The 25,173-nt window shown below is 66.9% G+C and carries 24 protein-coding genes; 11 read left to right on the top strand and 13 right to left on the bottom strand.

All coding sequences use genetic code 11. The annotated features are described in order from the left end of the window. Nucleotides 1–7: 7 nt before the first annotated feature. The 6 genes from AC1DNE_RS00755 to AC1DNE_RS00730 all read right to left on the bottom strand — a co-directional run bounded on the left by AC1DNE_RS00755 (nucleotide 8) and on the right by AC1DNE_RS00730 (nucleotide 5,322). The gene (locus tag AC1DNE_RS00755; protein ID WP_476765034.1) at nucleotides 8–367 is read right to left on the bottom strand and encodes a tRNA-binding protein; all 360 of its coding nucleotides are present in this window, start codon (nucleotides 365–367) and stop codon (nucleotides 8–10) included. Continuing rightward, nucleotides 364–2,361 (bottom strand): methyl-accepting chemotaxis protein, encoded by a 1,998-nt coding sequence (locus AC1DNE_RS00750; RefSeq protein WP_441469879.1) that lies wholly within the window; start codon nucleotides 2,359–2,361, stop codon nucleotides 364–366. Before AC1DNE_RS00750 ends, AC1DNE_RS00755 begins: the two co-directional genes overlap by 4 nt. 113 nt (nucleotides 2,362–2,474) lie before the next feature. Beyond that, nucleotides 2,475–3,227, bottom strand: a complete 753-nt coding sequence (locus AC1DNE_RS00745; protein WP_441469880.1) for a TetR/AcrR family transcriptional regulator — start codon at nucleotides 3,225–3,227, stop codon at nucleotides 2,475–2,477. A 67-nt stretch (nucleotides 3,228–3,294) separates the two neighbouring features. Further along, nucleotides 3,295–4,116 carry a pyrroline-5-carboxylate reductase gene (gene proC / locus AC1DNE_RS00740; RefSeq protein WP_441469881.1) on the bottom strand — a complete coding sequence of 274 codons (822 nt, stop codon included), beginning with the start codon at nucleotides 4,114–4,116 and terminating at the stop codon, nucleotides 3,295–3,297. A gap of 118 nt (nucleotides 4,117–4,234) precedes the next feature. Continuing rightward, nucleotides 4,235–4,741, bottom strand: coding sequence for a type III secretion system chaperone family protein (locus AC1DNE_RS00735; RefSeq protein WP_441469882.1), 507 nt, complete (start codon nucleotides 4,739–4,741; stop codon nucleotides 4,235–4,237). Nucleotides 4,742–5,067: 326 nt separating this feature from the next. Then, entirely contained in the window at nucleotides 5,068–5,322 is a 255-nt protein-coding gene (locus AC1DNE_RS00730) for an accessory factor UbiK family protein (RefSeq protein WP_441469883.1), read from the bottom strand. A 140-nt stretch (nucleotides 5,323–5,462) separates the two neighbouring features. Here AC1DNE_RS00730 and AC1DNE_RS00725 point away from each other — a divergent pair, with 140 nt between their 5' ends. From AC1DNE_RS00725 to pth, 8 genes are all read left to right on the top strand, one after another. Continuing rightward, nucleotides 5,463–6,614, top strand: coding sequence for a M24 family metallopeptidase (locus AC1DNE_RS00725; protein ID WP_441469884.1), 1,152 nt, complete (start codon nucleotides 5,463–5,465; stop codon nucleotides 6,612–6,614). 61 nt (nucleotides 6,615–6,675) lie between these two features. After that, the gene (locus AC1DNE_RS00720) at nucleotides 6,676–7,242 is read left to right on the top strand and encodes a hypothetical protein (protein ID WP_441469885.1); all 567 of its coding nucleotides are present in this window, start codon (nucleotides 6,676–6,678) and stop codon (nucleotides 7,240–7,242) included. A gap of 190 nt (nucleotides 7,243–7,432) precedes the next feature. Continuing rightward, nucleotides 7,433–8,377, top strand: a complete 945-nt coding sequence (locus AC1DNE_RS00715) for a ribose-phosphate pyrophosphokinase (protein WP_441469886.1) — start codon at nucleotides 7,433–7,435, stop codon at nucleotides 8,375–8,377. Between the two features lie 10 nt (nucleotides 8,378–8,387). Next, a complete protein-coding gene (gene queC / locus AC1DNE_RS00710; RefSeq protein WP_441469887.1) occupies nucleotides 8,388–9,113 on the top strand; it encodes a 7-cyano-7-deazaguanine synthase QueC in 726 nt (241 codons plus the stop codon). Further along, nucleotides 9,103–9,666 (top strand): VUT family protein, encoded by a 564-nt coding sequence (locus AC1DNE_RS00705; RefSeq protein ID WP_441469888.1) that lies wholly within the window; start codon nucleotides 9,103–9,105, stop codon nucleotides 9,664–9,666. The genes queC and AC1DNE_RS00705 overlap by 11 nt, the downstream gene beginning before the upstream one ends. Before the next feature lie 59 nt (nucleotides 9,667–9,725). After that, on the top strand, nucleotides 9,726–11,618 hold the full coding sequence (locus tag AC1DNE_RS00700; RefSeq protein ID WP_441469889.1) for a putative bifunctional diguanylate cyclase/phosphodiesterase: 1,893 nt from the start codon (nucleotides 9,726–9,728) through the stop codon (nucleotides 11,616–11,618). Between the two features lie 137 nt (nucleotides 11,619–11,755). Beyond that, a complete protein-coding gene (locus AC1DNE_RS00695) occupies nucleotides 11,756–12,376 on the top strand; it encodes a 50S ribosomal protein L25/general stress protein Ctc (protein WP_441469890.1) in 621 nt (206 codons plus the stop codon). A gap of 152 nt (nucleotides 12,377–12,528) precedes the next feature. Then, nucleotides 12,529–13,143, top strand: coding sequence for an aminoacyl-tRNA hydrolase (pth, locus tag AC1DNE_RS00690; RefSeq protein WP_476765031.1), 615 nt, complete (start codon nucleotides 12,529–12,531; stop codon nucleotides 13,141–13,143). A gap of 167 nt (nucleotides 13,144–13,310) precedes the next feature. On the opposite strand, the gene AC1DNE_RS00685 is transcribed toward pth, so the two are convergent. Further along, nucleotides 13,311–13,970, bottom strand: coding sequence for a hypothetical protein (locus tag AC1DNE_RS00685; RefSeq protein WP_441469892.1), 660 nt, complete (start codon nucleotides 13,968–13,970; stop codon nucleotides 13,311–13,313). A gap of 156 nt (nucleotides 13,971–14,126) precedes the next feature. Here AC1DNE_RS00685 and ychF point away from each other — a divergent pair, with 156 nt between their 5' ends. Together ychF and AC1DNE_RS00675 are read left to right on the top strand one after the other, a co-directional pair. Further along, complete coding sequence (gene ychF / locus AC1DNE_RS00680; protein ID WP_441469893.1) at nucleotides 14,127–15,224, top strand: redox-regulated ATPase YchF; 1,098 nt, start codon at nucleotides 14,127–14,129, stop codon at nucleotides 15,222–15,224. A gap of 12 nt (nucleotides 15,225–15,236) precedes the next feature. Next, nucleotides 15,237–16,250, top strand: a complete 1,014-nt coding sequence (locus tag AC1DNE_RS00675) for a MaoC family dehydratase (protein WP_441469894.1) — start codon at nucleotides 15,237–15,239, stop codon at nucleotides 16,248–16,250. A 59-nt stretch (nucleotides 16,251–16,309) separates the two neighbouring features. On the opposite strand, the gene AC1DNE_RS00670 is transcribed toward AC1DNE_RS00675, so the two are convergent. Continuing rightward, complete coding sequence (locus AC1DNE_RS00670; RefSeq protein ID WP_441469895.1) at nucleotides 16,310–18,007, bottom strand: glucan biosynthesis protein G; 1,698 nt, start codon at nucleotides 18,005–18,007, stop codon at nucleotides 16,310–16,312. Nucleotides 18,008–18,252: 245 nt separating this feature from the next. Here AC1DNE_RS00670 and bglX point away from each other — a divergent pair, with 245 nt between their 5' ends. Continuing rightward, nucleotides 18,253–20,652 carry a beta-glucosidase BglX gene (gene bglX, locus AC1DNE_RS00665; protein WP_441469896.1) on the top strand — a complete coding sequence of 800 codons (2,400 nt, stop codon included), beginning with the start codon at nucleotides 18,253–18,255 and terminating at the stop codon, nucleotides 20,650–20,652. A 168-nt stretch (nucleotides 20,653–20,820) separates the two neighbouring features. On the opposite strand, the gene AC1DNE_RS00660 is transcribed toward bglX, so the two are convergent. From AC1DNE_RS00660 to AC1DNE_RS00640, 5 genes are all read right to left on the bottom strand, one after another. Then, nucleotides 20,821–21,465 carry a class II aldolase/adducin family protein gene (locus AC1DNE_RS00660; protein WP_441469897.1) on the bottom strand — a complete coding sequence of 215 codons (645 nt, stop codon included), beginning with the start codon at nucleotides 21,463–21,465 and terminating at the stop codon, nucleotides 20,821–20,823. Continuing rightward, complete coding sequence (mtnA, locus tag AC1DNE_RS00655) at nucleotides 21,462–22,571, bottom strand: S-methyl-5-thioribose-1-phosphate isomerase (protein WP_441469898.1); 1,110 nt, start codon at nucleotides 22,569–22,571, stop codon at nucleotides 21,462–21,464. The genes AC1DNE_RS00660 and mtnA overlap by 4 nt, the downstream gene beginning before the upstream one ends. A gap of 4 nt (nucleotides 22,572–22,575) precedes the next feature. Next, nucleotides 22,576–23,121: an adenine phosphoribosyltransferase gene (locus AC1DNE_RS00650; protein WP_441469899.1), complete on the bottom strand. Its 546-nt coding sequence runs from the start codon at nucleotides 23,119–23,121 to the stop codon at nucleotides 22,576–22,578. A gap of 57 nt (nucleotides 23,122–23,178) precedes the next feature. Continuing rightward, the gene (locus tag AC1DNE_RS00645; RefSeq protein ID WP_441469900.1) at nucleotides 23,179–24,054 is read right to left on the bottom strand and encodes an S-methyl-5'-thioadenosine phosphorylase; all 876 of its coding nucleotides are present in this window, start codon (nucleotides 24,052–24,054) and stop codon (nucleotides 23,179–23,181) included. 235 nt (nucleotides 24,055–24,289) lie between these two features. Next, nucleotides 24,290–25,168, bottom strand: a complete 879-nt coding sequence (locus AC1DNE_RS00640; RefSeq protein ID WP_441469901.1) for a cytochrome c1 — start codon at nucleotides 25,166–25,168, stop codon at nucleotides 24,290–24,292. Nucleotides 25,169–25,173 lie beyond the last annotated feature (5 nt).

Here is a 25,173-nt window from a genome sequence, read left to right as displayed (position 1 = left end):
TCGTCGGCTAGTACAGCCTTCCGCCGTTTGGAACGCCGTGGCCCGGCCCGATCAGCACGACCTCGCCCTCGGCATCGGGGATACCCAGGGTCAGCACCTCCGACATGAACTTGCCGATCTGGCGCGGCGGGAAGTTTACCACCGCGAGCACCTGCCGGCCCGGGAGGTCCTCGGGCCGGTAGCGCCTGGCGATCTGCGCCGAGGATTTCTTACGGCCGATGGTGCCGCCGAAATCGATGACGAGCTTGATCGAGGGCTTGCGCGCCTCGGGATAGGGCTCGGCCTCGACGATCGTGCCGACACGGATGTCGACCTTGAGGAAATCGTCGAAGCCGATCGGCGCGGCCGGTTCAGCAGATGTGCTCAAAATTCCTCCCACCCCTTGTCGCGGGCATCCGCATCGGCCTTGTGCGCGGCGGCGGCGCTGCCGCTATAGGCCTTGCTGGCGGCCCGCGGTACGGCAGGTCGGGGCGCAGGTGCGGGAGCCGACTGAGCGACGGCCGCCTGCATCGTCCGCGCCATCGCCTTGAGCCCGGCGACGTCGCTGCCGAGCTGGAAGCGCGCGACCAGCGCCGACAGGCGGTCGGCCTCCTGCGACAGCGAATGGGCGGCGGCGGTGGACTGCTCGGCCATAGCGGCGTTCTGCTGCGTCGCCTGATCCATCTCGCCGACGGCCGAGTTGACCTCCTGCAAGCCCGAGGCCTGCTCCTGCGCGGCCCCCGCGATCTCGGCGACGAGGCCGGTGACGCGCGTGATCTCGGAGGCCATGCGCTGGAGCGCGCCGCCGGTCTGGCCGACGAGGGCGACGCCCTTCTCGACCTCGATCGCCGAAGCGTCGATCAGCGTCTTGATCTCCTTGGCGGCGGAAGCCGAGCGCTGCGCCAGCGCCCGCACCTCGGAGGCAACGACCGCGAAGCCCTTGCCGGCATCGCCGGCGCGCGCCGCCTCGACCGAGGCGTTGAGGGCGAGCAGATTGGTCTGGAAGGCGATCTCGTCGATCACGCCGACGATCTGCGAGATCTCCTGCGCCGACTTCTCGATGCCGCCCATCGCCGTCACGGCATCGCGCACGATGCTGGTCGACTGTTCTGCCTCGGTCTTGACCTGTTCGGTCGCGTGGTTGGCAAGGCGTGCGCTCTCGGCGGTCTGGCGCACCGTGGCCGTGAGTTCGTCGAGCGCGGTCGCGGTCTCCTCGACCGAGGAGGCCTGCTGCTCGGTGCGGCCGGCGAGGTCGTCGGCGGCCTGGCTGATCTCTGTCGAGCCCGCCTTCATGCTCTCGGTATTGGTCGCGATCTGGCGCATCGCATCCTGCAGCTTGGCGATGGCGGCGTTGAAGTCGTCCTTGAGCTTGACGTACTCGGCGCTGAAGGCCGCATCGATCCGGTAGGTCAGATCGCCGCCGGAGAGCCGCTCCAGCCCGGTACCGAGAGCCTGCACCACGCCGGCCTGAACGCGCGCGTGGTCGGCGCGCTCGGTCTCGTTGCGGCGCCGTTCGCCATCCGCGGCGCTGCGGTGGTCGGCTGCTTCCTCCTCGGCGCGCAGCTTGTCGGCCTCCATCGCTTCCTTGGCGCGGGCCGCATCGCGGAAGACGACGAGGGAACGCGCCATCGAACCAACCTCATCAGAGCGCTCCTGATGCTCGATCGCAGTGTCGAGATGCCCCGAGACGAGGCCGTCCATCGAGTCCTTCAGCGAATGCAGCATGCCGTTGGCGCGGCGGCTCAGCACCAGGACCAGGCCGAGCATGAGAAGACCGAGCGGCACGAGCACCTTCGCGACACCCGCGAGCATGCTCGTGAAGACGGCATCGACATCCTCCACATGCAGGCCGGAACCAACCACCCACTGCCATTTCGGAACACCGACGACATAGGAGATCTTGAGGGAAGGCTCCTTGTCGCCGGCCTTGAGCCAGCCATAATCCAGGAAGCCTTCGCCTTTCGCCTTCACCAACGCGATCATGTCCTGGACGAAGAACTTGCCGTCCGCGTCCTTGAGCGGCTTCATGTCCGTCGACTGGATCTTCTTGTTGGCATGCAGGACGCTGATTCCGTCGTAGTTGACGAGGAAGTAGTAGTTTCCATCGTCGAAGCGCGCATTGCCGAGGGCCGCCATGGCCATCTTCTTGGCGTCGTCTTCCTTGAGCTCGCCGGCCTCGACCCGCGCCAGGTAGCCTTTCACCGTCGTGGCCGCGGCCTCGACGAGATTCTTCATCTCACCGCGCTTCAGCGCGATCATTTCGTTGCGGGCGGCATTCAACGTGTAGCCGACACTGCCGACGGCGATCAGCACGGCCAGGGCTGCGATCAGGGCGAATGAGCGGCTGATCGACAGGGTCGCAAGCTTCTTGAAGAAAGACATACGCGTTTCCTGCGCGGGAGGGACCTTCCACCTCGCGCAAATTGACTAAAACGCGCTTAACATCGACCCATTTCGGCCACATTTGCGTCGCTGCGAGGCAGCGGCGCCCCGGCTCAGATCGCCGGCGCGTAGTCCTCGTTGTCCTCGCCGCGCTCCGGGGCGCGTTCGCGCCGGCGCGCCTTCAACGGCCGGCCGGAACAGATCGCCCGCGCCAGCCCTCTGAAGGGCGCCGTCAGGCGATGCACGTCCTCCGCCCGGGCCATGATGCAGCTGGCGAGCTTCAGTTCGCGATCGAGCCGCGCCATGGTCTTCGACAGCTCAGGCTCGTCGTCGTGGAGCCAGGTTTCGGATACCCGCGCCATCAGCAGCACCGCGCCCTGCACGCGCAAATGTCCGAGCGCATCCTCGGTCGGGATGCCGGCGGAAGCCAGCATGTAGCGCCAGGAATTGACCGCACCGCGGTTAAGGGCCGCCAGGGCCAGCGGATCGCGTCGGATGACCGGCACGATCTTGCGCAGGCCCGCCTTGTACGGCGCCATCGCATCGAGCCGGCGCATCACCAGATCGAACATGCGCTCCTTGGCGGGCTCCCCCGCCAGATCCTCCGACGTGCCGGCCAGAACCGCGTCGTCGACGAGGCGCGTCACCCCGCCCAGCATCGCGAGCTTGGAGGGGAAGAGCCCGCGCAGCTGCGCCAGAGTCAACTCGGCCTCGCCGGCGATATCCGGCAGCTCGATCTGATCCCACGGCCGCTCCGCGGCGAGCCTCATCAGCGCATCGACGGCGCGCTTGCGCGGCTCGACCGCCTTGGCCCCGGGCGTGGGCTCGGCGCCTGTCGGCGGCGTGGAAACGGGTTTGCGGACCATGGGGACAGCTCCTCTCGCTTCGCGTCGAAAGGAGGTTAGGCCGCTATCGTGGCGGGTGGAAGGCCGATCAGCCCGAAAGCTCGCCGGCGCGACGTTTCGCAGCAGCGACCGCCTTGTTCATCAGCGGCTTCAGGCCATCGTCCGCCATCAGCACTTCGAGCGCGGCAGCCGTGGTGCCACCCGGCGAGGTCACGTTCTGGCGCAGCGTTCCCGGCGGCAGCGGCGACTGGAACAGCAGCTCGCCCGCCCCTTCCACCGTCGCCCGCGCCAGCCGCTCCGCCACATCGGCGGGCAGCCCCGCCGCAGCCCCGGCGGCAGCCAGGCACTCGACCAGATGGAAGACATAGGCCGGGCCGGAACCGGAGACGGCGGTGACGGCGTCGATCAGCCCCTCATCGCCGAGCCACTCGACCTTGCCGATGCTGCCGAGCAGCGCGTCGGCAGTGGCGCGCTGCGCGGCGCTCACTCCCTTGCCGGGCGCGGCCGCGGTCACGCCGCGCTGAACCGAGGCTGGCAGGTTGGGCATGGCGCGAATGATCGCGGCCGCGCTCGGCAGGCGCGCCGCGAGGTCGCCCAGCGTCTTGCCGGCGAGGATCGAGATCAGCAGCGTCCGGGGATGGATGAAAGCCTGGACGGCCGGAGCGGCGGTGTCCAGCATCTGCGGCTTGGTCGCGAGGACGACGACATCTGCTGCCGGAATTTCCTTGGCGGAAGGGTTGAGCCGCATTCCCTTCTCACCGGCGAGTTCGACCATCTCGTCCGACGGCTTGGGATCGATGATGCTGATGCCCGCCGGGTCCATGCCGATGCGCAGCCAGCCTTCCAGCATCGCTCCGCCCATCTTGCCCGCGCCGATCAGGACGAGCGATTGCGGAAGGGAATTCGACATGGCGGTTCTCGTCGCTTGGGACCAGGGCGTCATGCCCGGGCTTTGCCCGGGCCATCTCAGGACCAGAGCCTGCAAGAGATGGCCGGGTCAAGCCCGGCCGTGACGGCAATGCGGCTGCTCAGGCTTCGCCGACCGTCTCCAGGATGGCTCCCTCCATGCCTTCCTTGGCCGTCTTCCCGGCCCAAACCACGAACTGGAAGGCCTGGTAATAGCGCTCGCAGGCTTCGACGGCCGTCTTGACCAGTGCGGCCGCTTGCTCGTCGGTCGGCTCGGCGCCACCGGAGAGCAGGAGCGCATGGCGGTACATCACCACGCTCTCGGTGCTCCAGAGGTCGAAATGACCGAGCCAGAGTTGCTCGTTGACCAGGCTCACGAGCTGCAGCACCTCGCCGCGCCGGCGCTCCGGCACCTTGAGGTCAAAGGCGCAGGCGATATGCAGCGCCTCGACCTCCGCGAGCCAGGTGATCGCGACGTGATACTCCGACCATCCACCGGTCACGGCGACCGAAAGCTCGTCCTCGCTGTCGCGGTCGAAGTTCCAGCCGTTGAGGGCGGCGAGGCGCTCGAACAGGTCGAGCGGGTTGGAAGGCCGATCCAGCTCGGCATCCATATCGAGGTCCATCATGCCCTAGGATCCACCTTCCGGGGCAGGTGCCCCGGCGCGTTCGAGAAGAGGAACACGGCGACTGGAAAGCCGAAGGAACGCAACACACCTCCGGGACGCTCCCGGGAGAGCGGCCCATCCGTCGGCCAGAGGCGAATCCGCCCGACGAATCAATTCTTTCCACCGACGATAGCGCAGGCGCTGTGACGCTCCCAACACAGCGTGAAGCTCCGCGGATTCGGCCGGCGGGCTCAATCCCCCTGGGATGCTGTCCACAACACATGGCTGTGGACATGACGCAACGACGTGAAGACCGTCGTTCGAGCGGACCCGTCAGGACTTGTCGGTCAGGCCTTGCCCAGCTTCTCCTCGAGCGCGGCGAGGCGCGCCGCGAGCTTGTCGTTCTCCTCGCGGGCGATCAGCGCCATCTCGCGCACCGCCTCGAACTCCTCGCGGGTGACGACGTCGAGATCGCGCAGCAGGCGCTCGATCTGGGTCTTCACGACGGTCTCGACCTCACGGCGCACTCCCTGCGCAGCTCCGGCCGCATCGGTGGCGAGGCGGGCGATGTCGTCGAGGATGCGGTTGCCGGGGTTCACCATGGCTCTCTCCCATCGGGGCGAAACTCTCTTGCCAAAGCCTATAGGCAGCGCGGACCGGAGCCGCAATCGCCACCGGAGGTCCGGCTTGCTCGCCGGCCATGGCCACGATCAGATGCCCGCCTGGCTTGAGGAGACGCATCATGGCCCTGCATTTTACCCCCGCCGAATTTGCCCGCCGCCGCGAATCCCTCCTTGCCTCCATGCAGGCCGCGCGTCTCGACGCACTCCTTCTGTTCCAGCAGGAATCGATGTTCTGGCTGACCGGGTATGACACCTTCGGTTTCTGCTTCTTCCAGTGTCTCGTCGTCAGGGCCGACGGCACCATGGCGCTGCTGACCCGCTCGGCAGACCTCCGGCAGGCGCAGCTCACCTCCAACCTCACCGACATCCGCATCTGGAAGGACGGCCGCGACGCCAATCCGGCCAGCGACCTCCTGGCGCTCGCGCGCGATCTCGGCCTGTCCGGCAAGCACATCGGCGTCGAGTTCGAGTCCTATGGTCTCGTCGCCTCGAACTACCGCAAGCTGGACGCCGCCTTTACCGGCCAGGCCGAGCTCGTCGATGCCTCGACGATCGTCACGCGGCTGCGCGCCGTGAAATCGGCCGAGGAGATCGTTTATGTCCGCCGCGCCGCGACGCTCGCGGATGCGGCCGATCGGGCGGCGCTCGACGCGATCCGGGCCGGTGCCGACGAAGGCGAGATCCTCGCCGCCCAGCACAATGCGATCTTCGCGGGCGGCGGCGACTATCCGGCCAACGAATTCATCATCGGCTCGGACAGAGACGCCCTGCTCTGCCGCTACAAGTCCGGCCGGCGCAGGCTCGGCGCCAACGACCAGATCACGCTCGAATTCGCCGGCGTCGATCGGCACTACCATGTCGCCGCCATGCGTACGGTCGTGGTCGGCGCCCCCCGCCCGCTGCACCTCCCCTATCATGCCGCCGCCCGCGACGCGCTGCTCGCCTGCGAGGCCGCACTGAAGCCCGGCAGCACCGCCGGAGATGTCTTCGCGGCGCACGCCCGCGTCTTCGACGAGCACGGCCTCGCACAGCACCGGCTCAATGCCTGCGGCTATTCGCTGGGCGCCAAATTCACGCCTTCCTGGATGGACTGGCCGATGTTCTACGAGGCCAATGACTGGGCGATCGTTCCGGGCATGGTGATGTTCGCCCACATGATTCTGATGGATTCCGACAGCGAGACCGCCATGTGCCTGGGCCGCACCTATTTGGTGGGCACTGAGCGCGCCGAGGCGCTGAATTTACCTGATCTGGACCTCGTCCTCCGTTGAGCCTAGAAAAGGCGCACAGGGAATCTCGAAGCAGTCCACAGCCCAAAGGGCGGGAGGCGTCATGATCAACCGTTTGAGCGGCCTCGTTCTGGGGCCGGTTTTTGCGCTGGCGCTCGCCGGATGCCAGGAAACCAGCCAGACCGCGTCGCGTCCGCGCGTCGATGCACCGGGCGTTCCGGTCTCGGTCCAGAGCATCTCCGGAGCGCCGGAAGACGTCACCACCAGCTTCGCCGGACTGCTCGGCGAGGCCGCGGCCGAGCGCAAGATGGAGATCGTACCCGGCAACAAGCCGGCGCGCTTCCGCGTCAAGGGCTATCTCACCGCCCAGCCGACGGAGGACGGCCAGACGTCGCTCGCCTTCGTCTGGGATGTGTACGACTCGACCAAGCAGCGCGCCCAGCGTGTTCAGGGCGAGAGCATCGGCAAGCGCAGCAGCGGTTCCGATCCCTGGGCCGGCATCGACCGGACGATCGTCGCCAAGGCCGCCTCCGATTCGATGGATGCGATCGCGAGCTTCCTCGTCACCACCCCGGCTGTCGAGACTCTTGGCGGCGACAAGGACAAGAAGGCCGACAAGGTGAAGCCCGGAACCAAGGTCGCCGCAACCACCGACAAGAAGAAGAGCTGAACACGGTCGCTCAGCCCCTTGGGCGACGCTACGTCAGTGGATTCCGGGTCACGCCGGCGCCGCGAGCGCTTTTTGAGCAGCGATATTGCAGCGCAGCGGTCGACTCCATGTCATCGCACTGTTAAGAGCCGTTCGAATTGAGCCGGCCTAGCCGGCTCGTGCCCCGCCTTGTCCAACGGTGCGCCACGGCATGCCCTCTCATTTCAAAGTCGTCGCCGGCAACTCCAACCGGCCACTTGCAGAAGCCATCTGCAGCCATCTCAGCATTCCCCTCGCCAAGGCCACGGTGCGGCGCTTTGCCGACATGGAGGTCTTCGTCGAGATCCAGGAGAATGTGCGCGGGCAGGATGTCTTCGTCATCCAGTCCACCTCATTCCCCACCAACGACCACCTGATGGAGCTGCTGATCATCACCGATGCGCTGCGCCGCTCCTCGGCGCGCCGCATCACGGCGGTGATCCCCTATTTCGGCTATGCAAGGCAGGATCGGCGTGCCTCAGGCCGCACCCCGATCTCGGCCAAGCTGGTCGCCAACCTCATCGCCCATGCCGGCGTCGACCGCGTGCTGACGCTCGACCTCCACGCCGGCCAGATCCAGGGCTTCTTCGACATCCCGACCGACAACCTGTTTGGCGCCCCGCTCATGGCGCGCGACATCAAGGACCGGCTGGAGTGGAAGAACGCCATGGTCGTCTCGCCGGACGTCGGCGGCGTGGTCCGCGCCCGCGCGCTCGCCAAGCGCATCGACGCACCGCTGGCCATCGTCGACAAACGCCGTGACCGGCCGGGCGAATCGGAAGTCATGAACATCATCGGCTCGGTCGAGGGCCGCTCCTGCATCCTGATCGACGACATCGTCGACTCGGGCGGCACGCTGGTGAACGCCGCCGAGGCCCTGCTCGAGCAGGGCGCCAAGGAGGTCTTCGCCTACATCACCCATGGCGTGCTCTCGGGCGGCGCGGTCGCCCGCATCGCTTCCTCCAAGCTCAAAGAGCTGGTCATCACCGACTCGATCATGCCGACCGAGGCGGTGAAGGTCGCGCGCAACATCCGCGTCATCTCCATCGCCGGGCTGATGGGCGAGGCGATCGAGCGCACGGCGAGCGAGACCAGCGTGTCGAGCCTGTTCGACTGAGGATGGTCACTTGAGTTCCGGCGCGCTCGTCCTGTTTTCCGGCGGCCAGGACTCCACCACCGCATTGGCCTGGGCCTTCGATCGTTTCGACACGGTCGAGACGATCGGCTTCGACTACGGGCAGCGCCATCTCGTCGAGATGGAGTGCCGCCTCGCCATCCGCGAGAAGCTGCCGGCGCTCTCCTCCCGCTATGCTGCGCGGCTCGGCCCCGACCATGTCGTCGATCTGAAAGCGCTCGGCGCGATTTCCGAAACCGCGCTGACGCGCGAGACCGAGATCAGCTTCGCCGAAACCGGCCTGCCGACCACCTTCGTGCCGGGCCGCAACCTGATTTTCCTGACCTTCGCTGCGGCGCTGGCCTATCGGCGCGGCCTGAAGCATATCGTCCTCGGCGTCTGCGAGACCGATTATTCCGGCTATCCCGATTGCCGGGACGATACGATCAAGGCGATGCAGGTCGCGCTCGGCCTGGGGCTCGATCGCCGGCTCGTGCTGCACACGCCGCTGATGTGGCGCGACAAGGCGCAGACCTTCGCGCTGGCGCGGCAACTCGGCGGGCAGACCCTCCTCGACCTCGTCCTTGAACAGACGCATAGTTGCTATCTGGGCGACAGGACGACCCGGCATGGCTGGGGTTTCGGCTGCGGCCATTGCCCGGCCTGCGATTTGCGCGCAAAAGGCTTCGCGGCCTATCTCGTGACACCCGACGACAGCGGACCCTCCTATGATTCGTGATCACCAGCGGCGGCTCGAAGGCATCGTCGCGCTCGTGCTGTTCGGTCTCACCATTCCGGCAGCCAACTGGCTTATCGGCAATGCCGGCACCGTCTGCGTGCCGAACGGCCCCTGCCTCGTGCCGGTCTGGCCGGGGATCATGGCCCCGAGCGGCGTCCTGATGGTCGGGCTTGCGCTCGTGCTGCGCGACCTCGTGCAGCGCCGCCTGGGCACGCTGGCGGGGCTCGGCGCAATCGCCGTCGGCGCCCTGATCTCGGCCCTGCTCGCACCCGCGGCCATCGTGATCGCCTCCGTCTCGGCCTTCCTGCTGTCGGAGCTCGCCGATTTCGCCATCTACACGCCCTTGCAGCGCCGCCGCTTCCTGACAGCGGTCTTCGCTTCCGGCATGGTCGGCCTCGTCGTCGACAGCATCGTCTTCCTGCACCTCGCCTTCGGCAGCCTGGATTTCCTCGCCGGCCAGGTGATCGGCAAGGCCTGGATGGTGCTGTTCGCGCTGCCGCTGATGCATCTGCTGCGCCGCCGCGACGAGCGCTTGGGCCTAGCCGCCGCCTGAGGCGGATAAAGTTTGAATCGGCCCTTCAATCGGCGCTTAAGCCGATTGAGTTAGAATTCGTGTTCTTCGACAAGCCCTTCTCTGTCGGGAACAGCGTGATCAAGCCCTCGGACCGCCTGCAGGCCCTGCAGAACGATATTCTTGAAGACATTGCACGCGGGGAAACCCTCGCCCTGTGCATGAAGCGCCTGTGCCAACGGGCTGAGGCGATCTCGCCCGGCGTGATCTGTTCCGTCGTGACCGTCGACGATCAGGGTTATCTGCAGCCCCTCGCCTCACCGAGTCTGCCCGATCACTATGTCGCCGCACTCGCTGGCACGCCGACAGGCCCGAGCGCCGGCTCCTGTGGCACCGCCATCCATCGCGCCGCCGCCGTCGAGGCGACCGACATCGCGACCGACCCGCTCTGGGCGCCCTATACGCAGCTCGTCCTGCCGCTCGGCCTCAGAGCCTGCTGGTCGACGCCGATCAAGGCGCGGGACGGCCGCGTCGTCGGCGCCTTCGCCTTCTATTTCCGCAAGCCCCGCCGACCGCGAGCGCTCGAGCGCCGCATTGTCGCGACCTGCGTCCATCTCTGCGCCATCGCGATCGAGCACGACGAGGTGCGTGCCCGCAATCACCATCTCGCCTATTTCGACACGCTGACGAGGCTGCCGAACCGGGCCCAGTTCAACGATGCCATCACCGCGATGAGCGCGGCTTCGCGGCGCTACGGGCTGATGCTGATCGATATCGATCATCTCAAGACCGTGAACGATACGCTCGGGCATGCCGCCGGCGACAGCCTGATCGCCAGCGTCGGCGACCGCCTGAACGCCGCCCTGATCGGTTGCCTGTCCTGCCGGATCGGCGGCGACGAATTCGCAATCCTGGTCCCGGATTGCGACAGTCCCGCTCGAATGCGCAGCCTCGCCTCCGCCGCTCTCGCCGCGATTGCCGCGGCGCCGCTCGAACATGACGGGCACAGCATTCAGCCGAGCGTCACGATCGGCGGCGCCCTCGCAGGCGAGGACGGAGAGGACAGCGTGACGCTTCGGCAGAACGCCGATCTCGCGCTGTATCACGCCAAGGAGACCCGCCGCGGCCGCTATGTGCGCTTCCGCCGCAAGCTGCGCAGCGCGATGATGCACCGCACCCGAATCCGCAAGGATGTCGACGGGGCGCTCGGCGGCGAGCGGATCGTGCCGTACTACCAACCGATCATCCGGCTCGACACCGCCGAGATCGTCGGCGTCGAGGCCCTCGCCCGCATGCGGCTGGACGACGGGCGCATCGTCACGGCCGGCGAATTCCAGGAAGCCTTGCAGGACCCCAAGATCGCCCACCGCATCACCACGCAGATGCTGGCTTCGGTCGCGTTCGACATGGCCGAATGGCAAAGCGCCGGCCTGCATATCCACCATGCCAGCCTGAATGTGACCTCGGCCGACTTCCAGAAGGGCGACCTGGCGCAGCGCGTGGCCCGGGCGCTCGACAAGGCCGGCCTGCCGATGCGCCACCTCGTCGTCGAGGTGACCGAGCAGGTCTTCATGGGCGGCCGCAGGGACGGTGTCGCGCGAACGATGGAGGCCCTGCGCGCCTGCGGCATGCAGGTTGCGCTGGACGATTTCGGCACCGGCTTCGCCTCGCTGACCCATCTGCTCGATTTTCCCATCGACATCATCAAGATCGATCGCTCCTTCGTCAGCGCCATCGACAGCGGAGCCCGCAGTGCCGTGATCGTCGAATCGCTGCTGACGATGACACGCCGGCTCGGCATGAAGATCATCGCCGAGGGCATCGAAACGCAGTCGCAGGCTCAGCGTCTCGAGGAGATGGGTTGTCGTTTCGGGCAGGGCTATCTCTATTCGCCGCCGGTTCCGGCGCTGGTCATCCGCGAACTGCTGCAACGCTTCGGCCAGGCAACCTCTGCGACCGCGCTCGAACGCGAAGCCGTCGCGAACGCAGCGTAAAGCGACGGGGTTGAGATTGCGCCGGTTTTCGCCTATGAGCAGCCGCGCGTCCCGCTGACACCCTTGGAGGCTCTGGACGCGCAAACCGATGGCCGCCACGAGGCGGCCTTGTCATTTACGAGTCAAGGACAACACACATGACCGCCGTGAAGCAACTCGAGGCTTCGGCGCGCGCACAGGTCGGCAAGGGGGCCGCCCGTGCAGTTCGCCGCCAGGGCCAGACGCCTGCCGTGATCTATGGTGGGGGCGCTGCTCCCGAAGCCATCGCGCTCGACGCCAACAAGACCCGCCAGCTCATTTTCAATGGCCACTTCCTGACCACGATCTTCGAGATCACCGTCGGCGGCAAGAAGCAGCGCGTCATTCCGCGCGACTACCAGCTCGACCCGGTCAAGGACTTCCCGATCCACGTCGACTTCCTGCGCGTCGCCAAGGGCCAGACCGTCACGGTCCAGGTTCCGATCCACGTCGTCGGCCAGGAGGCCAGCCCCGGCGTCAAGAGCGGCGGTCTGGTCCAGATCGTCGAGCACACCCTCGAAATCACCGTCGAGCCCGACAGCATTCCGGAAGCCTTCGAGGTTTCCGTCGCCGGCCTGAACATCGGTGACCAGGTCGAAGCCAAGGCCATCAAGCTGCCGGCCGGCGCCAAGCTGACCGTCGGTTCGGACGCGACGATCATCACGATCGCCCCGCCGACCGTCGAGGTCGAGCCCGCTGCCGACGCGGCCGCCGAGGCTCCGGCCGAAGCCAAGGCCTGAGAAGCGGCGCCGCCTGGCGCCGCTTCCGCCGCATCCAGTCTACCGAGACGGCCGGGTCCTCCCGGCCGTCTTGCTTTGGCATCGGACCGAAAAGCGGAATCCACTTTTCAGATGGATCCGATGCTGATCCATGAGCCTGCGGAGTCCTCGCCATGCTGATCTTCGCCGGCCTCGGCAATCCCGGCGCGCGCTATGCCCGCAACCGGCACAATATCGGCTTCATGGCCGTCGAGGAGATCGCCCGCCTCCATCGCGCGTCGCCCTGGCGCGCGCGCTTTCAGGCGGAATCATGCGAAGCCACCATCGGCGGCGAGAAGGTGATCCTGCTCAAGCCGCAGACCTACATGAACGAGTCGGGTCGCTCGATCGGCGAGGCCGCACGCTTCTTCAAGATCGCGCCTGCGGACGTCGTCGTCTTCCATGACGAACTCGACCTGGCTCCGGCGAAGCTGCGCGTGAAGCTCGGCGGCGGCAATGCCGGCCATAACGGTCTGCGCTCGACCACGGCCGCGATCGGCAATGACTACCGCCGCGTCCGCATGGGCATCGGACATCCCGGGCTGAAAGAGCTGGTCCACGGCTATGTGCTGAACGATTTCGGCAAGGCCGAGCACCCTTGGGTCGAGGATCTCTGCACGGCCTGCGCCGATCACGCGGCCCTGCTCGCGGCCCATGACGATGCCGGCTTCCAGAACAAGGTGCATCTCTTCATGGACGCGCGCGGCCATGGCGCGGTGAAGCGCCTGGGCGAGAAGAGCGAAGGCTGAGCTGCGCCTCGCGGATCACCCCTGACGCGCACCGGCATCCCGGGCGACCGAAGGGAGACCCGGGATCCAGCCCGAGCCTCTCCGGACAGGTTCGGGCATCATCCCCGGTCGGCGCCGCTGACGCGGCTGGTCCGGAATGCCCCTCGCCCACAAATGCCTCATGAACGCTAAAACGGCAGCTTCGCGCCTGACTTCGCGACCGTCACACGGCTCGTGCTGTAGCTGCCGTCGGCCTGCCGGCTCGCCGTCATCGTGACCTGGGCGCCGGGCTTGAGCTCGCTAGCCTCGGCCGGCGCCGCCATCAGGATGGTTGCCTCAGGCGTAATCGCGACCTTCTGCTCGCCGCCGGGGTAGCTCAGCACGAGATTGGCGCCGTCGACCCGCGACACCGTCTCGGCCACGGTCGCGTTGGTCATGGTCGCGTCAGGCAAAACGGCCCAGGGCCGGTGCCCCTCCCCGGTCCCGCGCAGCGCCTCCGGGAAGATCATGACCTGCACGGCCAGCAGCGTGCCATCCGGCTGCGGCTTCGCGCCGACCCCGATGAAGCTTCCCTTCGCGATGTCAGACGCCTTCGCGGGTACAACCCCGCCGGTGGAGAAACCTGGTGCGAGGGCGACTTTCACCTCCCGCCCGTCAGCGGCCTTGAGATCCAGCGTCGAGCCTTCCATGCGCTCCACCGTGCCACGCAATCGCGTCCCCGGCGCCTGCGCGACGGCCAGGCCTCCGGCCAGAGCGAAGACCGACAGGGTGAGTGCGAAACCGAAACGATTCATGGCGATGCTCCGAACGGCGCAGGCAAACGCGACCGGGCGATCCAGCACCAGCATCCGTGCCGTCGCCATGCACGTTCGCGTGAGCGGCGTATCGGCCATAAGGCGTGCGGCACTTGTCTTTATTGCGCAAGCCCCCCAATAAGGCCGCAACTTTCAAAGCTTCACGCCCGGCGGCCGTTCAGTCCGTCGAGGGCAACGGAACAGGCGATCATGGGCTTCAAATGCGGAATCGTCGGCCTGCCGAATGTCGGCAAGTCGACCCTCTTCAACGCGCTCACGCAGACGGCCGCGGCGCAGGCCGCCAACTACCCGTTCTGCACCATCGAGCCGAATGTCGGCGATGTGGCGGTGCCCGACGAGCGGCTCGAGCAGCTCGCCGCCATCGCCGGCTCGAAGGAGATCATCCCGACCCGGCTGACCTTCGTCGACATCGCCGGCCTGGTGCGCGGCGCCTCGAAGGGTGAGGGCCTCGGCAATCAGTTCCTTGCCAATATCCGCGAATGCGACGCCATCGCCCATGTCGTGCGCTGCTTCGAAGACGGCGACATCACCCATGTCGAGGGCAAGGTCTCGCCGATCGACGATATCGAGACGATCGAAACCGAGCTGATGCTCGCCGACCTCGAAAGCCTCGAGAAGCGCGTCGTCCCGCTCGAGAAGAAGGCCAAGTCCGGCGACAAGGAGGCCAAGGAAGCGGTCGATCTGATGACCCGCTGCCTCGTCCTCCTGCGCGACGGCAAGCCGGCCCGCCTCGTCCAGCTTGCCGCCGAGGAGCGCCGCCCCTTCGAGCTGCTCGGCCTGCTCTCGTCCAAGCCCGTCCTCTATGTCTGCAATGTCGAGGAAGCGAGCGCCGACAAGGGCAACAACTTCTCCGAGCTGGTGAAGAAGCGCGCTGCCGAGGAAGGCGCCGTCGCCGTCGTCGTCTCGGCCAAGATCGAGAGCGAGATCGCGGTGCTGCCGCCCGAGGAGCAGACCGAATATCTCGAAGCGGTCGGCCTCGAGGAGCCGGGCCTGAACCGCGTCATCCGCGCCGGCTACAAGCTGCTCAACCTCGTGACCTATTTCACCGTTGGCCCGAAGGAGGCCCGCGCCTGGACGATCGAGAAGGGCACCAAGGGCCCGCAGGCCGCCGGCGTGATCCACACGGATTTCGAGAAGGGCTACATCCGCGCCGAAACCATTGCCTATGACGACTACGTCGCCAACAAGGGCGAGTCGGGCGCACGCGAGGCCGGCAAGTTCCGCCTCGAAGGCAAGGAGTACGTCGTCGCCGACGGCGACGTGCTGCACTTCCGCTTCGCCACCTGAAAGAGCCCGCAGATGCTGCAGTTCGAGGATTTCGTCACTGGCGAGAGCGTCCTCTCGCACAGCATCGCTGTCTCTCAGGACGATATCGTCGCCTTCGCCTCGCGCTATGACGCCCAGGACTTCCATGTCGACCCGGAAGCCGCCAAGGCGAGCTTCGTCGGCCGCCTGATCGGCTCCGGCTGGCACAGCTGCTCGCTGCTGATGCGGCTGATGGCGGAGAGCTTCCTGCTCGATTCGACCGGCATGGGCGCGCCGGGCATCGAAGAGGTGAAGTGGCTGCGCCCGCTGCTTCCCGGCGACAGCGTGACCGCGCGCCGCACCGTGCTCGAGACCAAGGCCTCGCGCTCGCGGCCCGAAATGGGCCTCGTGCGCTTCCGGCTCGAACTGCTCAACCAGCGCGGCGAGCCGCTGCTGGAGCAGACCAACTGGATCATGTTCGGCCGCAAGGAATCCGGCGTCGCCCCGCAGCCGAAGGGCGACTGGCTCGCCCATTCGCCGCGCTACGAGCCCCCGGCCCTCGAAAGCCCGCTGGAGGCGCCCGCAGAGGCTCCCGAGCCTACCCGCTTCTTCGAGGAACTGGAGATCGGCAGCCGCCACGAGCTCGGCAGCTTCGTCTTCACCGCGGAGGAAATCATCGCCTTCGCCCGCAGCTTCGACCCGCAGCCCTTCCACATGGACGAGGCCGCGGCGCGCGTCAGCCTCTTCGGCCAGCTCGCGGCCTCAGGCTGGCATACGGCGGCAGTCTGGATGGCGACCATGGTCTCGCACCGCAGGCGCCAGCTCGCCGCGACGACGGGACGCCCGGCCCGTCTCGGCCCCTCGCCCGGGTTCAAGAATCTGCGCTGGTCGAAGCCGGTCCTCGCCGGCGACCGCATCACCTATTTCTCCGAGGTGGCGGACAAGCGCGAGAGCGCCTCACGCCCGCAATGGGGCCTGTTCTTCCACCACAACACCGGCATCAATCAGAGGGGCGAAGAGGTCTTCAGCTTCGACGGCTGCGTCTTCGTCGAGCGAAAGCCCTCCTGATCCCAGGACCCCGCCTGCCCGCCTTTTGAGCACGGCAGGCGCGGCCACAACGCGTGGCGTCAGGGCTTCGGTTCGACCAGCTCTGACCTTTGACCTTCGATCGCCTTGAAGGGATTGAGATAGGACTCCCTTGCCTTCGGAGCGGGCAAAGGAGGAATTCTCAGGTTCCAGGTCTCGGTGAGCGTGCGGTCGCCCTGCTTCAATGTCGCGTGCAGATCGGAAGACACGGCCGGGTTCTTGATTCTGACCCGGTACGTCAGACGCCAGCCCTGGATGGCGGGGTTCGGCTGCAGCTCGGTCCCGACGATCTCGACATTGTCGTTGGCGCCGACCTCGGCGGTGATCTGCGCCTGCGGCGAAAGCTTGCGCAACGAAGGCCCCTTGAAGTCGATCAGGAACGCCTGCGTCCCGTCGCCCGCACGAATGAGGTTGGACTGATAGAACTCCCCGGTAGAGCGGATCGTCTGCCAGACATAGGACGTGCCGTCCTTCAAAATCGCAGGCTCGTCCGTCGTCCAGTGGATTCGATAGTCGAACTGCAGCGGCTGGCCGGCCGCCGGCATGCTCTCGGGCACCCAGAAGGCCACGATGTTGTCATTGGTCTCGTCCGCTGTCGGGATTTCGACGAGACGCACGCTGCCCTTGCCCCAGGCATTGGTCGGTTCGATCCAGGCACTCGGACGCAAGTCGTAGCGATCCTTCAGATCTTCGTAGCGCGTGAACGAGCGTCCACGTTGAAGCAGCCCGAAACCTTTCGGATTTTCGGCCGCGAAATTGGTGATAGCCACCGCGGACGGAGGGTTGCTGAGCGGGCTCCAGGTCCATTTGCCGTCGCCGCCACGAATGGCGAGACCGTTGGAATCGTGGATGGCCGGCCGGAAGTTATAGGTCGACGACGGCTGATTGGGGCCGAAGAGGAACATGCTGGTCAAGGGCGCGATGCCAAGCGTCCGCGGCGCCGCCCCCTCGCGCATGAAGACGCGCGCCTTGACGCTCAGCACCGTGTCGGCGCCCGGCGCCAGGGTGAATTCATACGCGCCCGTCGCCCGCGGCGAATCCATCAGCGCATAGAAGGTCAGACGCTGATCCCCGGACTTGGGGCGGCGAAGCCAGAACTCGCGGAAAGCCGGAAACTCCTCGGCAATCGGCAGGCCGGTATCGATGGCCAGGCCGCGCCCCGAAAGACCGTAGATCTGTCCCTTGCCGATGACGCGGAAATAGCTCGCGCCCAGCACGCTCATGACCTCGTCGAGCTTGCCGGCCTGGTTGATCGGATACACCACCCGGAAGCCGGCCCAGCCGAGCTTGCTGGTCTCGTTGCGGTCAAAATGCAGGTCGGCGAAGTCGAAGCGCCCCGCGTCGTAGGGAATCTCGTGCACGGCGCCGTTGACGATCTCGTTGATCTTCACCGGCGTGTTGAACTGCATCCCCTGATGGTAGAAGGCCAGCTTGAAGGGCGTACGCAGCTCGGTCCAGGCAAAGCGGTCGCGCCGGGGCTGCATCTTCTGGTAGTCGGCGAACTGCATCTTGCTGAACACGTCCGGCAGATTGCTGACCGGGGTGACGTGGGGCTTGTCCGCCAGCGCCTTCGCCTTCGCGAGCACATCCTCGAGCCCGAAATCAGCCGGGCGCTTCTGCGCGAAGGCCGGGGTCCCGGCGAGCGTGCCGGCGGCCAGCCAGCCGAGCGCCAGTCCCAATCGCGCGAAGCCCGCCCCGCGCCGGGCCGCTCCGCACCAATCCAATGCTATCGTCAGCATGCGTCCGGCCGAAGAAGAAAACCGGGCCATATTGAAGGCCCCGTTACCAGAACGGGTCGACAAGTTCACATCAGCTCCTTAAAGATGCAGGCTGGCGGGGCGGAGCGCGCCCGTCCCACGTTGGCAGCGGCGCACCCGAGCACAAATGCCCATCATCGATCCAAGGGTCAAGGAATGAGCGTCGTTCTTCCGAACCGCTCCCACGCCGCCCTTCGCCTTTCCCAACCTCAGTGAACGAACTCAGCATGGATAATTCGAACGGTGCGCCGGCCGCGGACGGGCTGGATGCGGTGTCATGCAATGACGAGGCCGATCGGGGCCTGTCCCGGCGCCAGGCGCTAGGCGCCATGGCTTCAGTCGCATTGGCAGCGGGGATGGCGGCAAAGCCCGCTGAAGCGGCGCCGAAACAAGCCCTCAACCTGACCGGCCCCGTCAGCAAGAAGACGTTCATCGACGACCTGATCAAACGCATGACGGTCGAGGAGAAGATCGGCCAGTTGCGCCTGATCAGCATCGGCCCCGAGATGCCGCATGCCAAGCTGATGGATGAGGTTGCAGCCGGGCGCATCGCCGGCTCGTTCAACACCGTCATCCGGCGCGACAATCGGCCGCTGCAGGAAGCGGCCATCAAGCGCAGCCGCCTGAAGATCCCGCTCTTCTTCGCCTATGACGTGGTCCATGGCCACCGCACGACCTTCCCCATCCCGCTCGGGCTGGCGGCGAGCTTCGACATGGCCGCGATCGAGCGCATGGCCCGCGTCTCGGCCGTCGAAGCCTGCAACGACGGCGTGGACATGACCTTCGCGCCGATGGTCGACATCAGCCGCGACCCGCGCTGGGGCCGCACCTCGGAGGGCTTCGGCGAAGACCCCTATCTCGTCTCCGAATGCGCTCGGGCCAGCGTCCGCGGCTTCCAGGGCGACGCCACCGACCGCTCCGACAGCATCATGGCCGTGGTCAAGCATTTCGCGCTCTACGGCGCGGTCGAAGGCGGGCGGGACTACAATACGGTCGATATGAGCCCGCTGCGCATGCATCAGGTCTATCTGCCGCCCTACCGTGCCGCGATCGAGGCCGGAGCCGGCGGCGTTATGGTCGCGCTCAATTCGATCAACGGCGTGCCCGCGACCTCCAACACCTGGCTGATGCAGGATCTGCTGCGCAAGCAATGGGGCTTCGACGGCGTGACCGTCAGCGACCATGGCGCAATCACCGAGCTGACGCGCCATGGCGTGGCGCGCGATGCGCGTGAGGCGGCCAAGCTCGCCATCAAGGCGGGCATCGACCTCAGCATGGCCGATCAGGTCTATCTCGCCGAGCTGCCGGGCCTCATCGCCTCGGGCGAGGTCAAGATGGCCGAACTCGACGCCTGCGTCCGTGAGGTGCTGGGCGCCAAATACGATCTCGGCCTGTTCGCCAACCCGTTCCTGCGCATGGGCAAACCCGCCGACGACCCGGTGAACGAGAAGGCCGACAGCCGCCTCCACCGCCAGCCGGCGCGCGAGATCGCCCGCGAAACCATCGTGCTGCTGGAGAACCGCAACCAGACGCTGCCGCTGAAGAAGACCGGAACCATCGCGCTCGTGGGGCCCCTGGCCGATTCCGGGCTCGACATCCTCGGCAGTTGGTCCGCGCAGGGCGTGGCCGAGCAGGCCGTGACCGTGCGCGCCGGCATCGAGAACGCGATCGAGGGCAAGGCGCGCCTCATTACCGCCCGCGGCTCCAACGTCCTCGACGATCCGAAGGTCGTCGAATACCTGAACTATCTGAACTGGGACAAGCCGGAGGTCATCCAGGATCCGCGCAGCCCCGAGGAGATGATCCAGGAGGCCGTATCGGTCGCGAACCAGGCCGATGTGGTGATCGCGGTCGTCGGCGAGGTGCGCGGCATGTCGCATGAATCGTCGAGCCGCATCAGCATCGAGATGCCCGGTTCCCAGCGCGCCCTGCTCAAGGCCCTCAAGGCGACCGGCAAGCCGCTCGTTGTCGTGCTGATGAACGGCCGTCCGCTCGCCCTCGGCTGGGAAAAGGACAACGCCGACGCGCTGCTGGAGACCTGGTACACCGGAACCGAGGGCGGCAACGCCATTGCCGACGTGCTGTTCGGCGACCACAACCCCTCGGCCAAGCTCCCGATCTCCTTCCCCCGCTCCGCCGGTCAGATCCCGACCTACTACAACCCCCTGCGGATCGGCCGCCCGTTCACCCCGGGCAAGCCGGGCAACTACACCTCGCAGTATTTCGAGGAGGAGCAGGGCCCGCTCTATCCCTTCGGCTTCGGACTGAGCTACAGCCGCTTCACCCTGTCCAACCTGAAGCTCTCGGCGGCCCGGATCACGCGGGACCAACGCCTGACTGCCGAGGCGACGCTGACCAACGAAGGCACCTATGAGGGCGCAAACGTCGTGCAGCTCTACATCGCCGACCCCTACGCCTCGATCGCGCGGCCGATAAAGGAGCTGAAGGGCTTCCAGAAGGTGACGCTCAAGCCCGGCGAGAGCCGCGTGGTCCGCTTCGAGATCGGCAAGGAGCAGCTCAAGTTCATCAATGCCGAGCTGAAGGAAGTCGTCGAGAGCGGACGCTTCGAGGTGCAGCTCGGCCTCGATTCCAGGGACGTGCTGGAGCAACCTTTCATGCTCGACTAGAGCCGGATCCGATCAGGTTGCGCTGCAATCTGATCGGCGCGTGCTCCCGGCCGGCCGCCGTCCCGGCATAGCCGAGCCACTGCAGAACGGAAAAGACGCTGCCGCCTTGATCGCGGCAGCGCGATCACAGGCGCGAGGCGGGTGTTGGCGGCATCCTCAGCGACGACCTCAGCCGACCTTGCCGTAGCCCGCGAATTTGGCGCCGACGCGCTCCATCTCGGCAGCATCGAGGATGACGGGTTCGAGCCCGGCCGCCAGGATGTCGAGATACTGCCCTGCGAGGTTCTCGACCTCGGCCACGATCGTGTGCGCACCGGCCAGCGTCTGGCCGAGCGCGATGACGCCGTGATTGGCGAGGAGCACGGCCTTGCGCCCCTCCAGCCCCTTCACTGCGTTGGCCGCAAGCTCCGGCGTCCCGAATGTCGCGTAGTCGGCGCAGCGCACATCCGCGCCGCCGCAGAGCGCGATCATGTAGTGGAACGCCGGGATGCCGCGCCGCGTGCTGGAGAGCGCCGTGGCGCGCGGCGAATGGGTGTGCACGAGCGCCTGCGCATCCGGCCGGGCCTTGTAGATCTCGACATGGAACGGCCATTCCGAGGAAGGCTTGCGCGCCCCGCTCAGCACCGTCCCGTCGAGCGCCAGATGGATCAGGTCCTCCGGCTTCGTCTTGGCATAGGGCAGTCCGGACGGCGTGATCAGCAGTCCCTCCCCGAAGCGCGCCGAGACATTGCCAGATTTCGACGGGCAGAAGCCCGCACGGTCGATCGCCTGCGCGACCGCGACGATCTCCTGCCGCAGCTCCAACTCGTTCATGCCGTCGCCTTGCTCGCCTGATCGGGGAAGAGATGCGCAAGCCCTTCGGCGCTTGCCGCGCAGACGCCGCGTTCGGTGATGAGCCCGGTGACGAGCCGCGCCGGCGTCACATCGAAGGCCGGGTTGGCCGCACCGCTGCCGGGCGCGACGACGCGGAAGGGACGCACCTCGCCATCCTCCGCAAGCCCGGAAAGATGGGTCACCTCGCGCGCGGCGCGCTCCTCGATCGGGATCTCGGCGAGGCCGTCGCCGATGCTCCAGTCGATCGTCGGCGACGGCAGCGCAACATAGAACGGCACACCGTTATCGTGCGCTGCGAGCGCCTTGAGATAGGTGCCGATCTTGTTGGCGACGTCGCCCGTCGCCGTCGTCCGGTCCGTGCCGACAATCACCATGTCGACTGCGCCGCGCTGCATCAGATGCCCGCCGGCATTGTCGACGATGACGGTGTGCGGCACGCCATGGGCGCCAAGCTCATAGGCCGTCAGCGCCGCGCCCTGATTGCGCGGGCGCGTCTCGTCGACCCAGACATGGACGGGTATGCCGGCATCGTGCGCCAGATAGATCGGCGCCAGCGCCGTGCCCCAATCCACCGTCGCGATCCAGCCCGCATTGCAATGGGTGAGGATGTTGACGACCTGCCCCGTCGGCTTCCGCCCGGCGATCTCGCGGATCAGCGGCAGTCCGTGCTCGCCGATCGCGCGGCAGAGCGCGACATCATCGTCGCAGATCGCCGCCGCCTCGACATAGGCAGCTTCGGCGCGGTTCTCGGCGGGCAGCGCCGCCAGCACGCGCCGCATGCGCGCGAGCGCCCAGCGCAGATTGACTGCCGTCGGCCGGGTCGCCCCAAGCAGCGCGAGCGCCGCCTCCAGCGCGGCGTCGGATGCATCCGCCCGCATCGCCAGCGCGACCCCATAGGCCGCCGTCGCGCCGATCAGGGGGGCACCGCGCACCACCATGGAGCGGATCGCTTCGGCCGCCTGCTCGGCCGAGCCGAGCGCCACGGTCTCGAAACGGAAAGGCAGCCGCGTCTGGTCGATGACCACGACGCGCCAGCCATCCTGCGCGAGCCAGATCGTCCGGTAATGCTGGCCGTTGATCTTCATGGGCTCAAGAGTCGGCGAAAGACACGAGCGTCCGCACGGGCACGCCGAGCCGGCGGATCCTGTCCGCCCCCCCACGATCGGGGAGGTCGACGATGAAGCAGGCCGCGACCACCTCCGCACCCAGCCCGCTCAACAGGTTGACGGCCGCCTCGGCCGTGCCCCCGGTCGCGACGAGATCGTCGACCAGCAGGACGCGCTCGCCCGGCTGCACCGCATCGCGGTGAATTTCGATCTCGTCGGTTCCGTATTCGAGCGCATAGGTCGCCCGCAGCGTCTCGAGCGGCAACTTGCCCTTCTTGCGCACCGGGATGAAGCCTGCGGAAAGCTGATGCGCGACGGCACCGCCGAGAATGAAGCCGCGCGCCTCGATTCCGGCGATCTTGGCGATCTTCAGTCCCGCGAAGGGCTGCACCAGCTCATCGACGGCACGGCGGAAAGCCCGCGCGTCGCCGAGCAGCGTCGTGATGTCGCGAAACACGATGCCGGGCCGAGGATAGTCCGGAATCGCGCGGATGCTGTCGGCTAGGTTCATTGACGTCGTCTCGGACATGGTGACGGACGCCTTGGTCGGACGCCGAGCCGGCTTCGTCAAGGGCGCGGCCATCATTCAGCCCTTGAGCACGCGCCCGGCGACCGCGTCGAGCTTCGCCAGGAGAGCAGGATCGCGGAAGGCGGGCGCGGTGATGATCGCATTGTCGAGGGCCCTGTGCGAGCCGGCCGGGCAAGCATCGCGCTCGGCCGGGAAGTCGGCCGCAAGCCGCGCGACGAGGCGGCGCGCCTTGTCGGCATTCTCATGCAGAACCGCCACGACGGAAGCAACATCGACCGCGCCGTGCAGCTCGTGCCAGCAATCGTAGTCCGTCACCATGGCGACGGTGGCGTAGGTGATCTCCGCCTCGCGCGCGAGCTTGGCCTCCGGCATCGCGGTCATGCCGATCAGGTCGTAGCCGAGGCCGCGATAGGTGATCGATTCCGCATAGGTCGAGAATTGCGGCCCTTCCATCGTCACCAGCGTTCCGCCGCGCACGAAGGGCAACCCCTCCGCTTCCGCAGCCGCTGCGATGCGCCCCTGCAAGCCCGGCCCAACCGGATGGGCGGCGGAGACATGGGCAACGCAACCCTTGCCGAAGAAGGAGCTTTCACGCCGCGTGGTGCGATCGACGAACTGATCGACCAGGACGAACAGCCCGGGATAGAGCTCGGCCTTGTAGGAACCGCAAGCCGAGAGCGAGACGAGGTCGGTCACGCCGGCGCGCTTCAGCACGTCGATATTGGCGCGATAGTTGATCTCGGAAGGCGGAATCGCATGGCCGCGCCCATGCCGCGGCAGAAAGACGATCTTGGTGGAACCGAGGCGGCCGATCCGCAGCGTATCCGACGGTTCGCCCCACGGGCTGTCGATGCGCTCCTCGCGCAAGTCGCTGAGGCCCGGCAGATCGTAGATGCCCGATCCGCCGATGATTCCGAGGACGGCTTCGCTCATGGCTGATTCCCTGTTGCGGGCGCGGAAGGGACCATCTTTCGATGACGGTCGCAATACGGTGCGCAGCGCAACGCCGTCATGCTCGGGCTCGACCCGAGCATCTTCTGCCGAGGAGGCTTCGGCATCTCTGCCTGCCCGCGTTTCGCGGATCTGCGCTTCGCTTCGCCCGAGAATGACGGCCGGATAGCAAAAAGGCCCCGTCTCCGGGGCCTTTCGCAGGATCGTTGTTGAGCACTCAGTGAGCGGGCGAGCCGTCCGGCATGCGCGACCACACCTTCTTCTTGGTGTAGTAGAGCAGGAACGAGAAGGCCACGAGGAAGAGCATGACCTGCATGCCCAAGCGCTTGCGCGCTTCCAGATGCGGCTCAGCCATCCAGACCATGAAGGCTGCGACGTCACGCGCGTACTGGTCGACCGTCTCCGGCACCGGCGACTTGCCGTCCGGGCCCTTGGGGTACTCGATCTGCCCGTCCGAAAGCGGCTTCGGCATCGCGATCAGGTGACCCGGCATATACTTGTTGTAGTTCTGCCCCGGCAGGAGCGTGACGCCGGCAGGCGGCTCCTCATAGCCCACCATCAGCGCATGGATGTAGTCCGGCCCCTGCTCCTGATACTGGGTGAACATGTCGAAGATGAAGGTCGGGAAGCCACGAACATAGGTGCGGGCCTTGGCCAGAACCGAGAAGTCCGGCGGATAGGCGCCGCCCTGGGCTGCGCGCGCCGCCTGCTCGTTCGGGAAGGGCGACGGGAAGCGGTCGGCCGCCCGGCCCGGCCGGTCGAACATCTCGCCCTGGTCGTTCGGGCCGTCCTTGATCTGATAGGTCGCGGCAAGCGCGGCGACCTGCCCGGGCGTGAACTCGGGGCCGCCAGGCTGCGAGAGGTTGCGGAAGGCAACCAGGCTCGCGCCATGGCAGCTCGCGCAGACTTCCTTGTAGACCTTGAAGCCGCGCTGCAGCTGGGCCCGGTCGAACTTGCCGAAGGGGCCGGCGAACGACCAGTTGAGTGCCGGCGGATGAGGCGCACCCTCGGCCGCCTGCGCCGCCGGCTGGAAGAGCGCCAGCGACAGGCCGGCGGCGAGCCCGGTCAGGGCCAGACGAAACGATGTTCTGCTCATGGTTC

Source organism: Allobosea sp. 05L423, from assembly GCF_056397745.1.
This window is presented reverse-complemented; position numbering and strand designations above follow the sequence as displayed.

Coding starts and splice junctions, on each gene's coding strand:
- AC1DNE_RS00695 (WP_441469890.1), top strand. CDS start 11,756: ATGACCGCCGTGAAGCAACTCGAGGCTTCGGCGCGCGCACAGGTCGGC.
- AC1DNE_RS00640 (WP_441469901.1), bottom strand. CDS start 25,168: ATGAGCAGAACATCGTTTCGTCTGGCCCTGACCGGGCTCGCCGCCGGC.
- AC1DNE_RS00650 (WP_441469899.1), bottom strand. CDS start 23,121: ATGTCCGAGACGACGTCAATGAACCTAGCCGACAGCATCCGCGCGATT.
- bglX (WP_441469896.1), top strand. CDS start 18,253: ATGGATAATTCGAACGGTGCGCCGGCCGCGGACGGGCTGGATGCGGTG.
- AC1DNE_RS00715 (WP_441469886.1), top strand. CDS start 7,433: ATGCCCTCTCATTTCAAAGTCGTCGCCGGCAACTCCAACCGGCCACTT.
- AC1DNE_RS00675 (WP_441469894.1), top strand. CDS start 15,237: ATGCTGCAGTTCGAGGATTTCGTCACTGGCGAGAGCGTCCTCTCGCAC.
- AC1DNE_RS00685 (WP_441469892.1), bottom strand. CDS start 13,970: ATGCTGGTGCTGGATCGCCCGGTCGCGTTTGCCTGCGCCGTTCGGAGC.
- mtnA (WP_441469898.1), bottom strand. CDS start 22,571: ATGAAGATCAACGGCCAGCATTACCGGACGATCTGGCTCGCGCAGGAT.
- AC1DNE_RS00645 (WP_441469900.1), bottom strand. CDS start 24,054: ATGAGCGAAGCCGTCCTCGGAATCATCGGCGGATCGGGCATCTACGAT.
- AC1DNE_RS00670 (WP_441469895.1), bottom strand. CDS start 18,007: ATGCTGACGATAGCATTGGATTGGTGCGGAGCGGCCCGGCGCGGGGCG.
- ychF (WP_441469893.1), top strand. CDS start 14,127: ATGGGCTTCAAATGCGGAATCGTCGGCCTGCCGAATGTCGGCAAGTCG.
- AC1DNE_RS00725 (WP_441469884.1), top strand. CDS start 5,463: ATGGCCCTGCATTTTACCCCCGCCGAATTTGCCCGCCGCCGCGAATCC.
- proC (WP_441469881.1), bottom strand. CDS start 4,116: ATGTCGAATTCCCTTCCGCAATCGCTCGTCCTGATCGGCGCGGGCAAG.
- AC1DNE_RS00750 (WP_441469879.1), bottom strand. CDS start 2,361: ATGTCTTTCTTCAAGAAGCTTGCGACCCTGTCGATCAGCCGCTCATTC.
- pth (WP_476765031.1), top strand. CDS start 12,529: ATGCTGATCTTCGCCGGCCTCGGCAATCCCGGCGCGCGCTATGCCCGC.
- AC1DNE_RS00745 (WP_441469880.1), bottom strand. CDS start 3,227: ATGGTCCGCAAACCCGTTTCCACGCCGCCGACAGGCGCCGAGCCCACG.
- AC1DNE_RS00720 (WP_441469885.1), top strand. CDS start 6,676: ATGATCAACCGTTTGAGCGGCCTCGTTCTGGGGCCGGTTTTTGCGCTG.
- AC1DNE_RS00730 (WP_441469883.1), bottom strand. CDS start 5,322: ATGGTGAACCCCGGCAACCGCATCCTCGACGACATCGCCCGCCTCGCC.
- AC1DNE_RS00705 (WP_441469888.1), top strand. CDS start 9,103: ATGATTCGTGATCACCAGCGGCGGCTCGAAGGCATCGTCGCGCTCGTG.
- AC1DNE_RS00660 (WP_441469897.1), bottom strand. CDS start 21,465: ATGAACGAGTTGGAGCTGCGGCAGGAGATCGTCGCGGTCGCGCAGGCG.
- AC1DNE_RS00735 (WP_441469882.1), bottom strand. CDS start 4,741: ATGATGGACCTCGATATGGATGCCGAGCTGGATCGGCCTTCCAACCCG.